Below are 11,315 nucleotides of genomic sequence, written 5' to 3'. Positions count from 1 at the left end.
CGCTGAACGCCACGGTCCACTACGGGCAGGACTACGACAACGCGTTCTGGGACGGCTCCCAGATGGTCTTCGGGGACGGCGACAACGTCATATTCACCGACTTCACCGCCGCCGTGGACGTGATCGGCCACGAACTCACCCACGGCGTCACCCAGTACACGGCCGGGCTCGACTACCACGACCAGCCCGGCGCGCTCAACGAGTCCGTCTCGGACGTGTTCGGCTCACTGGTCAAGCAGTACGCCCTGCACCAGAGCGCCGCCGACGCGGACTGGCTGATCGGCGCCGGGCTCCTCGCCCCGGGCATCCAGGGCATCGCGCTGCGCTCGATGAAGGCCCCCGGCACGGCCTACGACGACCCGCAGCTCGGCAAGGACCCTCAGCCCGCCCGGCTGAGCGACTACGTCGACACCGCCGATGACCAAGGCGGGGTGCACATCAACTCCGGGATCCCCAACCACGCCTTCTACCTGCTGGCCACCGCACTCGGCGGCAATGCCTGGGAGCGGGCCGGACAGATCTGGTACGACACCCTGACCGGCGGCCGACTCACCCACGACGCCGACTTCGCCACCTTCGCCAAGGCCACCGTGGCCGCCGCCAAGGCGCGCTACCAGGACCACGCGGTGGCCGACACCGTGACCGCCGCCTGGTCCCAGGTCGGGATCAGCACCACCTGAACCACCCGGCAGAACGTCGTCCTCGGCGAAAAGTCAGCACATCCCACCGGTGCGTAGCACACTTGCAACCATGCGTATCCAGGTGACCAGGACCGGCGGCCTGGCAGGCCGAACCCAACGCGCAGAGTTGGACACCGCCGACCGACCCGACGCGCCGCACGTCCACGCCCTCGCCCGCGAGGCCGTGGCGGGTGGACTGCGCACCCCTTCGTGCGGCGTGCCGGACGGCTTCCACTACGAGATCACCGTGGACGGCCGGACCGTCTACTGCGCGGATCCCAAACTGACCGACGCCCAGCACGAGCTGGTCTCGCTGGTCCTGCGCGAGGGCATCGCCCAGCCCGCCCAGCCCGGCCTCACCGGGGGGCACTGACGCCGCATCAGGGCGCGGGGCTCCACTCCCCCTGCCCGACCGACTGCTCCAAGTCCACTTCGCCGTTTGCCCGTTCGCGTGGCCACTCGCCCACCCCGGGAGTGCCGCCCGGCTTACGGCGCATCGTCGGTGAAGGTGCGGTGCGAGGCGTCCTCGTGGGTCAGCCGCCGCAGCGTGGCCATCAGCGCATCGCCCAGCACCGTGCCGATCACGGCCCCCTCCACCCGGCTCCCCCGCAACCGGCCGCAGCACCCCACGGCAGCCGAACCATTATGGATAGCCTACGTCTCCATACCGCACCCGCAGCACGATCCACTCCCCCGCCGGATCACCACGACCACCGGCCGCACCCGGTCCGAACTCACCCCCGTGCCAACCGGATTGGACACGCGCGGGGCGACCCGCAGCCGCCGGACCGGGGTCTGGTCGAACGCGTGCTGGGCGCGTACGCGGCCCGATGAGCGCAGGGGCGCGGGGCGCTGCTCGGTCGAGCAGTGCTCCGCGCCCCTGGGGTGGCGGGTGGGTCAGAAGCCCAGCTTGCGCAGCTGCTTCGGGTCACGCTGCCAGTCCTTGGCCACCTTGACGTGCAGGTCCAGGTAGACCGGGGTCCCGAGGAGGGCCTCGATGTGCTTGCGGGCGGTGGTGCCGACGTGCTTCAGGCGGGAGCCCTTGGCGCCGATCACGATGGCCTTCTGGCTCTGGCGCTCGATGTAGACGTTGGCGTGGATGTCCAGCAGCGGGCGGTCCGCCGGGCGGCCCTCGCGCGGGAGCATCTCCTCGACCACCACGGCGAGCGAGTGCGGGAGCTCGTCCCGGACGCCTTCCAGGGCGGCCTCGCGGATCAGCTCGGCGACCATGATCTGCTCGGGCTCGTCGGTGAGGTCGCCGTCCGGGTAGAGCGGCTGGCCCTCGGGGAGCAGCTTGGTGATCAGCTCGGCGACCAGGTCGACCTGCTTGTCGCCGACCGCGGAGACCGGGATGATCTCGGCCCACTCGATGCCCAGCTCGATGCCGAGCTGGTGGATGGCGATCAGCTGCTCGGCCAGCCGCTTGGAGTCGACCAGGTCGGTCTTGGTGACGATGGCGACCTTGGGGGTCTTCTTGATCTCGGCGAGTTCCTTGGCGATGAACTTGTCGCCGGGCCCGAGCTTCTGGTCGGCGGGCAGGCAGAAGCCGATCACGTCGACCTCGGCCCAGGTGCTGCGCACCAGGTCGTTGAGCCGCTCGCCGAGCAGCGTACGGGGCTTGTGCAGACCGGGGGTGTCGACCAGCACCAGCTGGGCGTCCGGGCGGTGCACGATGCCGCGCACGGTGTGCCGGGTGGTCTGCGGACGGTCGGAGGTGATCGCGACCTTCGTCCCGACCAGCGCGTTGGTCAGGGTCGACTTGCCCGCGTTCGGACGTCCGACGAAGCACGCGAACCCGGAGCGGTACGGGGATGAAGGGGCACTCATGCGCACCATTCTCCCTGATCGCGTGGGCGCCGTCGGACACCGCACCCGAGCAGGCCCCGAGCGGGCACCCCGACAGCACACCCGGCCCGCGCCGTCAGCGGGATTTGCGGCCCCCGGTGAACGCGCCGATGACGGTCAGCAGGAAGATCGCGATCGACCCGGCCAGCCAGTACGGCGAACCGGTCTCCTTCCAGCGGCCCATGCCCATCACGCTGAGCAGCAGTCCGGCGAAGAACGCCAGTGCCCCCATCGCACACCCCCTCGATCGCTGTCACCCTACCCGCGCACGGTGCAACGGAAAGTGCGGGCACCCCCGCGGTTTCCGGGGGTACCCGCACCTCCGCCCTGCGGCGGTCCGAGGGCCGGCCTCAGCGCGCCTCGACGGCGATCTTCAGCGCACCGTCCGGCCCGGCCAGCAGGACCGGGGTCCCGGCGCCGCCCAGGTCGCGCACGGCGGACAGGTCGGACTCGGCCGGCTCGGCGGCCTCGGAGACCACGGCGGCGGCCTCCAGGCTCTTGGCACCGCTGGCCACCGCCATCGCGACGGCGGTCTGCAGCGCACTCAGCTTCAGCGATTCCAGTGCGACCGTCCCGGCCACATAGGTCCGGCCGGTCTCGTCGCGTACGGCGGCCCCCTCCGCCACGCCGTTGCGGGCCCGCGCGGAACGGGCCAGCGTGATGATCTTCTTGTCCTCGGGGTCCAGCTCGATCAGCTCACTCATGCCGCTGAGCATAGGCGCCGAGGCCCCGGCCGCTCCCGGCCGTCCACCCGGCGGGCACCGCCCGGCCAAGACCCGCCGCCCGGCTAACGGCCGCCCTCCTCGGCCAGGATGGCGCCGCGCCCGGCCGGGGCGAAGCCCTCCAGCGCCGCCGTGATCCGGGCCAGCACCTGCGCCGACAGCTCGACCTCACCGGCGGCCAGGTTCTCGGCGATGTGCGCGGGGGTCCGGCTGCCCGGGATCGGCACCACGTGGGCGTCCTGGTGCAGCAGCCAGGCGAGCGCCAACTGGCCCGGAGTGAGGCCGAGTTCGGCGGCGATCGCGCGCACCGGGGCGTACCGGTCGTTGTTGGCACGCAGGTTCGCCTCGTCGAAGCGCTCCAGATTGCGCCGGAAGTCGCCCTCGGCCACCTGCTGCACGGTACCGGTGAGGAAGCCACCGCCGAGCGGGCTCCAGGCGACCAGACCGACGCCCAACTCCCGGGCGGCGGTCAGCAGCGCCGGATCGGCCGGCTGCCACATCGACCACTGCACCTGCACCGCCGCCACCGGATGCACCGCATGGGCCAGCCGCAACTGCTCCGCCGTCACGTTGGAGAGGCCCAGTTGCCGCACCAGCCCGGCTCCGATCAGCTCGGCGACCGCCCCGACCGTCTCCTCGAACGGCACCTGCGGGTCCGGGAAGTGCGGGTAGTACAGGTCGATCGCCTCGACGCCGAGGTTGCGCAGCGACTGCTCGGCGTAGCCCCGGACGTACTTCGGGTCCAGGTTCACGGCCAGCTCTCCGAAGGCGGCGCTGACCGGGAAGCGGTGTGCCTCGGCGCCCTCCGGGATCCGGAAGCCGAACTTGGTGGCGATCACCAACCCGTCCCGGCGCCCGGCGACCACCCGTCCGACCAGCTGCTCGTTGTGGCCGTCCGCGCCGTAGCCGTCGGCGGTGTCGATCAGGGTGGCCCCGGCGTCCAGGGCGGCCCGCAGCGCCGTCTCCCCCCGCCGGTCGTCGATCTCGCCGTACATGCCCGGCGAGAGCACCATCGCCCCGAAGCCGATCGGCGAGGTGGTCAGACTGCCCAGGGTGCGTACGCTCATCGTGGATCCCTCCGTACCATTGCGGACCGGACCACTCTTCCGCCGTCGATGACGATGCGTCAAAGACCTTTCACTATCCGGCCGGTCGCATCATCTCCCGGCGCCCTTCGGGGCTGGCCAGCCACTCCAGCTTCGCCGCGGTGTCCGTGCCCTTCCCGGGGTTGTGCAGCACGATGGTCAGGTCCGGCCGCTCGGGCACCCGCAGCTGGGTGGACTCGAAACAGAGCCGCCCGACCGAGGGGTGGTCGATCTCCTTGTGGAGCATCCCGCCGGCCTTGACGTCACCCCTGGCCCAGATCTCCGCGAACTCGGGGCTCACCTCGGCCAGTTCGTCCACGATCGCCTGGTAGCCGGTGTCCCCGGGCCGCTCCGAGGCGGCGAGCCGGAACTGCGCGACCACATACCCGGCGTTGGCCTGCCAGATCGGCACCGACCTCGGGCTCGGACCGGCGGACCTCCAGTGGGGCGTCACCGCCTTCGCCCTGCCGTCCGGCGGCCTCCTGCTCCTGTTCGGCCGGATCGCCGACCTGTACGGGCGGCGCAGGCTCTTCCTGGCGGGCCTCACGCTGTTCACCGCCGCCTCGGTGCTGGCCACGCTGGCCTGGGACCCGGCCGGCTTCCTGGCCGGCCGGGCGCTGCAGGGCCTGGCGGCGGCGATGATCGTTCCGTCCGGCATGTCACTGCTGACCACCACCTTCCGCGAGGGCCCCGAGCGCGACCGCGCACTGGGCGTCTCCGGGCTGCTGCTCTCGCTCGGCTTCACCGCCGGCATGCTGCTCGGTGGTGTGCTGACCGACAGCCTCGGCTGGCGCTCCACCATGGCGCTGAACGTGGTGATGGGCCTCGGCGTGCTGCTCGCCGCCCCCGGCCTGGTCTTCGGGATGATGGGCCTGGCGGCGGCGGCCGGCGGCGTGCTGGCCCCGAAGCTGGCCGGCCGTCTCGGCGCCCACCGCACCCTGGTGCTCGGCCTGGCGGTGCAGGCCCTGTTCACCGCCGTGCTGCTGGCCGTGGGCACCGGCGGTGCCGGTGCCTGGCTGGTCATGGTCGCCGGGTCGGTCGCCTGCTTCGGCCACCTGTTCGCGATCGTGGCGTACAGCATCACCGCCACCTCTGGTCTGGCCGACGAGGAGCAGGGCCTGGCCACCGGCCTGGTGACCAGCACCCAGCAGGTCGGCATCACCGTCGGCATCCCCGTGCTCAGTGCGGTCGCCGCAGCCCGCAGCGACGCCCTGCGGGCGGCCGGTGACGGCTTCGCCACCGCCACCCTGGGCGGCGTCCGGCTCGGCCTGGGCGTGGACGCGGCCGTGGTCGCCGCGATCGCCCTGCTGGTCTGGTTCGGCCTGCGGCGCCGGGCATGACCGGACACGACAGTGGCCCGCAGGGGGTTCCCTGCGGGCCACCGTCGTTCCCGTCCCGCTCGGACCGACCCGGCACATGGGGGCCAGTCTCAGTGGCCGATCGGGTTGGACGGACCGGCCTTCAGCACCTTGATCAGGGTCGGCGGTCCGCCCGGCAGGGCCGCCTCCCGGGCCCGGCGCTTGAGCCAGTACGGATTGTCCTGCGGCAGATGGCTGCTCACCCTGCCGTACATCCCGAAGGTGAGCACGGCGATCCCGAAGATGAAGGCGAACAGGACGTTGGACATCCGGAAGTCGAGGATGTTGGCGTCGGGCCGGCCGAGCACGGTCAGACCGTAGAAACCGGACAGCATGAACAGCGTGCCGACGATCATGTTGAGGTTGGAGGCGAAGATGCCTCCGACCACCGCCCCGGCGATCAGCACCAGGCCCACGACCACGGACAGGATGCTCAGCGCACCGTTGGTCGACAGCCCGGCGATCCGGTTGCCGTGGGTGGACAGGAAGCCCGGGTGATCCAGCAGCCCCAGGATGCCGAAGATCAGCAGGAACACTCCGCCCAGCCCCGCGCCGATCCGGTAGACCGTCGCGAGCTTGTGATCGACGGGCAGTTCGTCTTGCAGTTTCATGGTGACCTCCACCACACGGGTCAAGGCGGCACTGCTCTGCTCCGCCCGGTGCCGGGCGGCCCTCCCCACGCGGACGGCGTCCGCGCCGTCTTCACGCTACTCCTGGACCGGCGACCCGCCCCAGCCGGACGACCGCTGCCAGTCGGCGGGGTGGAACGGGACCTCGTGCAGGTAGAGCGAACCGCACTGCTGGCAGCAGCGCAGCCCGGTCCCCCACGCCTCCTCCGGCTTCGCCTCCGAGTCGGCGTCCAGCTCACGGCCGCACAGAGCCTCGGTGGAGCCGGGGGTCCGTACCACGTGCCACATCCTGATAGCACCGGACCGACCCTCGGGACCGTACTCCGCGCGCAATTGGTGCGTCATGCCTCACATCGTCGGAGCCATCCCCCGCCCCGGCAACTCGTGCACCGTCCCGACCGTGCACTCCGGGGCCCGGGGGCGGCTGCTCGGGGCGCGGGAGCGGCCGCTCGGGGCGCGGGAGAGGCTGCTCGGGGCGCGGGAGAGGCTACTCGCCGTCGCCCCCGCCGACCTCCTGCGGCCGCAGCGGCGTGGCGACCACGGTACCGATCCGGTTGCGGCGCCCGGCCGAGCTCTCGGCGGTCAGCCGGATCGCGGCCAGCTCGGCCGGCGCCTCCTCCGGCATCGGCACCTCGCACGAGGAGCCGGGGATCGGCACCCGTCCGAGGTGCTTGGCCAGCAGCCCGCCGACCGTCTCGACGTCCTCGTCCTCCAGCTCGATCCCGAACAGTTCGCCGAGGTCCTCGACCAGCAGCCGCGCGGTGATCCGGTACGACCCGTCGCCGAGGTCCTCAACCGGCGCGATCTCCCGGTCGTACTCGTCGGTGATCTCACCGACGATCTCCTCCAGGATGTCCTCGATGGTGACCAGTCCGGCCGTGCCGCCGTACTCGTCGATCACGATCGCCACGTGCGAGCGCATCTGCTGCATCTCGCGCAGCAGGTCGGCGGCAGGCTTGGAGTCCGGGACGAAGACCGCCGGGCGCAGCACGCTGCCGACCGGCTCGGACTCCGACTCCCGGTTGATGTGGGTGCGCCGGACCAGGTCCTTGAGGTAGACGATGCCGACCACGTCGTCCTCGTTGTCGCCGACCACCGGGATCCGGGAGAAGCCGGAGCGCAGTGCCAGGGTGAGCGCCTGACGGACCGTCTTGTGGCGCTCGATCATCACCAGGTCGGTACGCGGCACCATCACCTCGCGGACGATGGTGTCGCCCAGCTCGAAGACCGAGTGCACCATCCGGCGCTCCTCGTCCTCGATCAGGTCGTCCTTCTCGGCCAGGTCGACCAGCGCACGCAGCTCGGCCTCGGAGGCGAACGGCCCCTCCTTGTACCCCTTGCCGGGGGTCAGCGCGTTGCCGAGCAGGATCAGCAGCCGGGGAATCGGGCCGAGGATCCCGGCCAGCGGCAGCAGCACGAAGGACGAGGCGGTGGCCGTGGTCAGCGGGTGCTGGCGGCCGATGGTGCGCGGCGAGACGCCGACCGCCACGAAGGAGACCAGCACCATCACGCCGAACGCCAGCAGCACCGCCTGCCAGGTCTCCTGCAGGTTCCGGACACAGACCACGGTGACCAGGACCGCCGCCGCCATCTCGCTGGCCACCCGGATCAGGGTGGCCAGGTTGAGGTAGCGGATCGGGTCCTTCGCCAGGGTCAGCAGCCGGGCGGCGCCGCGCCGCCCGGCCCGGACCGCCTCCTCCGCACGGAACCGGGAGATCCGGGAGATCCCGGCCTCCGCGCAGGCCGCCAGCCAGCCGAGGACGACCAGGGCCAGCGCGCCGAACAGGAAGCTCGTACTCTCACCACTCACAGCGGGCCGGCCCTCAGTGGGTGGTCGGTGCCGGGGAGAGCCCCGAGAGACCGCGGCCGGACCGCCAGTCGTCCAGGATCCGCTTCTGCAGCGCGAACATCTCGCGCTCCTCGTCCGGCTCCTCGTGGTCGTACCCGAGCACGTGCAGCACCCCGTGGACGGTGAGCAGCTGGAGCTCCTCGTCCATGGAGTGCTTGGAGGGGGCCGCCAGGCCCTGCTTCTCGGCGACCTCGGGGCAGAGCACGATGTCACCGAGCAGGCCCTGCGGCAGCTCCTCGCCCTCCTTGCCGGGGCGCAGCTCGTCCATCGGGAAGGACATCACATCGGTGGGACCGGGCAGGTCCATCCACTGGATGTGCAGCTCCTCCATGGCGGCGCCGTCCACCAGGATGACGGAGAGTTCGGCCTGCGGGTGGATCCGCATCTTGTCGAGGGCGAATCGGGCGACGTCGAGGATGGACTCCTCATCGACGTCCCAGCCGGACTCGTTGGCGATGTCGATCGACATGGAGGGCTTGGTACTCAGCTTTCGGTGCGATGGGACTGTCGGGGGGCGCGGCCGGTACCGGCCTTGCCGGTACGCCGCTGGACGGGCTTGCGGGGCGGAAGTGCCGTGTCGGTCTCCTGTTGGGCGTCCCAGCGTTCGTACGCGTCCACGATCCGGCCGACCAGCTTGTGGCGGACCACGTCGGTGCTGGTGAGGACGGAGAAGTGGATGTCGGGCACGTCCGCCAGGATCTCCTGGACGACCTTGAGGCCGCTCCTGGTGCCGCCCGGGAGGTCGATCTGGCTGGTGTCGCCGGTGACCACCACCCGGGAGTTGAAGCCCAGGCGGGTGAGGAACATCTTCATCTGCTCGGGCGAGGTGTTCTGGGCCTCGTCCAGGATGATGAAGGCGTCGTTGAGGGTGCGGCCGCGCATGTAGGCGAGCGGCGCGACCTCGATGGTCCCGGCCGCCATCAGCCGCGGGATGGAGTCGGGGTCCATCATGTCGTGCAACGCGTCGTAGAGCGGGCGCAGGTAGGGGTCGATCTTCTCGTACAGGGTGCCCGGCAGGAAGCCCAGCCGCTCGCCCGCCTCGACTGCGGGGCGGGTCAGGATGATCCGGTTGACGTCCTTGGCCTGCAGGGCCTGCACGGCCTTGGCCATGGCGAGGTAGGTCTTTCCGGTACCGGCGGGGCCGAGGCCGAAGACGATGGTGTGCTTGTCGATCGCGTCGACGTAGCGCTGCTGGTTGAGGGTCTTGGGGCGGATGGTGCGGCCCCGGTTGGACAGGATGTTCGCCGTGAACACCTCCGACGGGGCCGGGTGGGCCGGGTCCTCGGCGGCGCTCCTGAGCATGGCGATGGAGCGCTCCACGGCGTCCTCCGTCAGGGGTTGGCCGGTGCGCAGCACCAGCATCATCTCGTTGAACAGCTGCTGGACCAGGTCGACCTCGGCACGGTCGCCGGTCGCGGTCACCTCGTTGCCGCGCACATGGATGTCGGCGGTGGGAAAGCCCTGCTCGATCACCCGCAGGAGGGAGTCGGAGGCACCGAGGAGGGTGACCATCGGGTGTCGCTCAGGGACCACGATCCGGGCACTTGCGGCGCCGGGGCGCTGCTGTCCGTTGGTGGGGGTCTGCGAAATCTCACTCATGGGTCGGCGCTGTGGCCTGCCTCATCCCATCCGTCGTCTCGTGGATGCCGCTGGGGCTCTCCGGGTCACCAGGGTACGCCGCGCAGGTGTTCGCCGTGGTGGCGCGGCACCTGGGGCGGCGCATTCGATGCTGGGGCAGATCGCCCCGTTGTGCGACTGCTTTTCGACTCGCCGACGCGGTTTTCCGACTCACCGACGCGGCGGCACCGGGACGCGCGCGAGGTCCTCGGCGATCACCAGGTCCCCGTCGAAGTACTTGCGGGCCTCGGCGAGATGGCCGTCGAGGTCCGGGTAGCGCTGGGAGAAGTGGGTGAGCACCAGGGTCCGTACGCCCGTCTCGGCGGCGACCCTGGCGGCCTGGGCGGCGGTGAGGTGGCCGTGCTCCTCGGCGAGGTGGGCGTCGGCGTCCAGGAAGGTCGCCTCGATCACCAGCAGGTCGGCGCGCTCGGCCAGTTCGTACACCCCGTCGCACAGCCGGGTGTCCATCACGAAGGCGAAGCGCTGACCCGGCCGCGGCTCACTGACCTCGGCCAGGGTGACCGCGCGGCCGTCCAGTTCGATCGCGCCCTCGCGCTGGAGGCGGCCGACGGCGGGGCCGTGGATGCCGAGTGCGGCCAGCCGTTCGGGCAGCATCCGGCTGCCATCGGGCTCGGTGAGGCGGTAGCCGAAGGACTCCACGGGGTGCGAGAGCCGCCGGGCCTCCAGTGCGAAGGGGGCACCGGGGGCGTCCAGCGGCCCGGGCCCGCCGATCGGGCGCGGGCGCAGCTCGGCGGTCTCGTAGTACGCGGTGGAGTGCCGCAGCCGCTCGAAGTAGACCTGGCCGCTTGCCGGGTAGTAGGCGTCCACCGGGTGCGGGACGCGGTCCAGGTTGATCCGCTGGATCACCCCGGCGAGGCCCAGGCAGTGGTCGCCGTGGAAGTGGGTCACCCCGATGCGGGTGATCTGGGTGGCCGAGACCCCGGCGTGCAGCATCTGCCGCTGGGTGCCCTCGCCCGGGTCGAACAGCAGGCCCTCGCCGTCCCAGCGGAGCAGGTAGCCGTTGTGGTTGCGGTGCCGGGTGGGCACCTGGCTGGCGGTGCCGAGGACGACGAGTTCGCGCTGCGACACGGTGTCAGACCATGTTCTCGTTCATCGGCCTGCCACCGAGGACGTGGACATGGGCGTGGAAGATGGTCTGGCCCGCGCCCGCGCCGGTGTTGAAGATCAGCCGGTAGCCGGACTCGACGATCTTCTCGTCCGCCGCGACCTCGCCGGCCTCGACGAGCAGCTCGGCCGTGATCTCCGACTCGGCGGCGGCCAGCGCGGCGGCGTTCGGGTAGTGCACCTTGGGGATGACCAGGACGTGGCTGGGGGCCTTGGGGCTGATGTCCCGGAAGGCGAGGGTGCGCTCGGTCTCCCGGACCACGGTCGCCGGGATCTCGCCCGCCACGATCTTGCAGAACAGGCAGTCGGACTGCGGCTCGCCGGCCATCTCGCTCTCCTCAAGCTGGTCTTCGCTGATCGGTCATCACTACCGCCCGCAGCCTAGCCCAGGGCGGGCGCCGCACG

Annotated in this window: 15 protein-coding genes; 3 read left to right on the top strand and 12 right to left on the bottom strand. The window is 71.3% G+C overall.

Translation table 11 applies throughout. From position 1 onward, the window contains the following. Nucleotides 1-680: M4 family metallopeptidase (locus UK12_RS10575; protein WP_045302153.1), on the top strand; the 680-nt coding region annotated here is incomplete at its 5' end. Nucleotides 681-750: 70 nt separating this feature from the next. After that, nucleotides 751-1,053, top strand: a complete 303-nt coding sequence (locus UK12_RS10570; RefSeq protein WP_045302151.1) for a protealysin inhibitor emfourin — start codon at nucleotides 751-753, stop codon at nucleotides 1,051-1,053. 524 nt (nucleotides 1,054-1,577) lie between these two features. Here UK12_RS10570 and era read toward each other — a convergent pair. The 5 genes from era to UK12_RS10550 all read right to left on the bottom strand — a co-directional run bounded on the left by era (nucleotide 1,578) and on the right by UK12_RS10550 (nucleotide 4,744). Further along, on the bottom strand, nucleotides 1,578-2,507 hold the full coding sequence (gene era / locus UK12_RS10565) for a GTPase Era (protein WP_045302149.1): 930 nt from the start codon (nucleotides 2,505-2,507) through the stop codon (nucleotides 1,578-1,580). Between the two features lie 94 nt (nucleotides 2,508-2,601). Then, nucleotides 2,602-2,757 carry a hypothetical protein gene (locus UK12_RS39560; RefSeq protein WP_156178645.1) on the bottom strand — a complete coding sequence of 52 codons (156 nt, stop codon included), beginning with the start codon at nucleotides 2,755-2,757 and terminating at the stop codon, nucleotides 2,602-2,604. Between the two features lie 118 nt (nucleotides 2,758-2,875). Continuing rightward, a complete protein-coding gene (locus UK12_RS10560; RefSeq protein ID WP_045302174.1) occupies nucleotides 2,876-3,229 on the bottom strand; it encodes a hypothetical protein in 354 nt (117 codons plus the stop codon). 83 nt (nucleotides 3,230-3,312) lie between these two features. Then, nucleotides 3,313-4,314 (bottom strand): aldo/keto reductase, encoded by a 1,002-nt coding sequence (locus UK12_RS10555; protein WP_045302147.1) that lies wholly within the window; start codon nucleotides 4,312-4,314, stop codon nucleotides 3,313-3,315. 73 nt (nucleotides 4,315-4,387) lie between these two features. Beyond that, nucleotides 4,388-4,744, bottom strand: coding sequence for an MmyB family transcriptional regulator (locus UK12_RS10550; RefSeq protein WP_052681787.1), 357 nt, complete (start codon nucleotides 4,742-4,744; stop codon nucleotides 4,388-4,390). On the opposite strand from UK12_RS10550, the gene UK12_RS10545 reads away from it, so the two are divergent. Then, nucleotides 4,725-5,672, top strand: a complete 948-nt coding sequence (locus tag UK12_RS10545; protein ID WP_052681786.1) for an MFS transporter — start codon at nucleotides 4,725-4,727, stop codon at nucleotides 5,670-5,672. The genes UK12_RS10550 and UK12_RS10545 overlap by 20 nt on opposite strands. Before the next feature lie 89 nt (nucleotides 5,673-5,761). On the opposite strand, the gene UK12_RS10540 is transcribed toward UK12_RS10545, so the two are convergent. The 7 genes from UK12_RS10540 to UK12_RS10510 all read right to left on the bottom strand — a co-directional run bounded on the left by UK12_RS10540 (nucleotide 5,762) and on the right by UK12_RS10510 (nucleotide 11,238). Next, entirely contained in the window at nucleotides 5,762-6,301 is a 540-nt protein-coding gene (locus UK12_RS10540) for a DUF4383 domain-containing protein (RefSeq protein WP_045302168.1), read from the bottom strand. A gap of 96 nt (nucleotides 6,302-6,397) precedes the next feature. After that, entirely contained in the window at nucleotides 6,398-6,598 is a 201-nt protein-coding gene (locus UK12_RS10535; RefSeq protein ID WP_052681785.1) for a hypothetical protein, read from the bottom strand. Nucleotides 6,599-6,806: 208 nt separating this feature from the next. Further along, nucleotides 6,807-8,129 (bottom strand): hemolysin family protein, encoded by a 1,323-nt coding sequence (locus UK12_RS10530; RefSeq protein ID WP_197084733.1) that lies wholly within the window; start codon nucleotides 8,127-8,129, stop codon nucleotides 6,807-6,809. Between the two features lie 13 nt (nucleotides 8,130-8,142). Continuing rightward, nucleotides 8,143-8,637 carry an rRNA maturation RNase YbeY gene (gene ybeY, locus UK12_RS10525; protein ID WP_045302144.1) on the bottom strand — a complete coding sequence of 165 codons (495 nt, stop codon included), beginning with the start codon at nucleotides 8,635-8,637 and terminating at the stop codon, nucleotides 8,143-8,145. A gap of 14 nt (nucleotides 8,638-8,651) precedes the next feature. Next, the gene (locus UK12_RS10520; RefSeq protein WP_156178643.1) at nucleotides 8,652-9,767 is read right to left on the bottom strand and encodes a PhoH family protein; all 1,116 of its coding nucleotides are present in this window, start codon (nucleotides 9,765-9,767) and stop codon (nucleotides 8,652-8,654) included. Nucleotides 9,768-9,956: 189 nt separating this feature from the next. Further along, nucleotides 9,957-10,874 (bottom strand): ribonuclease Z, encoded by a 918-nt coding sequence (locus tag UK12_RS10515; RefSeq protein ID WP_045302140.1) that lies wholly within the window; start codon nucleotides 10,872-10,874, stop codon nucleotides 9,957-9,959. A gap of 4 nt (nucleotides 10,875-10,878) precedes the next feature. Next, nucleotides 10,879-11,238, bottom strand: a complete 360-nt coding sequence (locus tag UK12_RS10510) for a histidine triad nucleotide-binding protein (RefSeq protein ID WP_045302139.1) — start codon at nucleotides 11,236-11,238, stop codon at nucleotides 10,879-10,881. Nucleotides 11,239-11,315: the final 77 nt, after the last annotated feature.

This window comes from Saccharothrix sp. ST-888 (genome assembly GCF_000955975.1).
In the GTDB taxonomy this organism is placed as follows: domain Bacteria; phylum Actinomycetota; class Actinomycetes; order Streptomycetales; family Streptomycetaceae; genus Kitasatospora.
The sequence above is the reverse complement of the archived record's forward strand: the minus strand, read 5'-3'. Positions and strand labels throughout refer to the sequence as shown.

Coding starts and splice junctions, on each gene's coding strand:
- UK12_RS10560 (WP_045302174.1), bottom strand. CDS start 3,229: ATGAGTGAGCTGATCGAGCTGGACCCCGAGGACAAGAAGATCATCACG.
- ybeY (WP_045302144.1), bottom strand. CDS start 8,637: ATGTCGATCGACATCGCCAACGAGTCCGGCTGGGACGTCGATGAGGAG.
- UK12_RS10520 (WP_156178643.1), bottom strand. CDS start 9,767: ATGAGTGAGATTTCGCAGACCCCCACCAACGGACAGCAGCGCCCCGGC.
- era (WP_045302149.1), bottom strand. CDS start 2,507: ATGAGTGCCCCTTCATCCCCGTACCGCTCCGGGTTCGCGTGCTTCGTC.
- UK12_RS10540 (WP_045302168.1), bottom strand. CDS start 6,301: ATGAAACTGCAAGACGAACTGCCCGTCGATCACAAGCTCGCGACGGTC.
- UK12_RS39560 (WP_156178645.1), bottom strand. CDS start 2,757: ATGGGGGCACTGGCGTTCTTCGCCGGACTGCTGCTCAGCGTGATGGGC.
- UK12_RS10510 (WP_045302139.1), bottom strand. CDS start 11,238: ATGGCCGGCGAGCCGCAGTCCGACTGCCTGTTCTGCAAGATCGTGGCG.
- UK12_RS10555 (WP_045302147.1), bottom strand. CDS start 4,314: ATGAGCGTACGCACCCTGGGCAGTCTGACCACCTCGCCGATCGGCTTC.
- UK12_RS10570 (WP_045302151.1), top strand. CDS start 751: ATGCGTATCCAGGTGACCAGGACCGGCGGCCTGGCAGGCCGAACCCAA.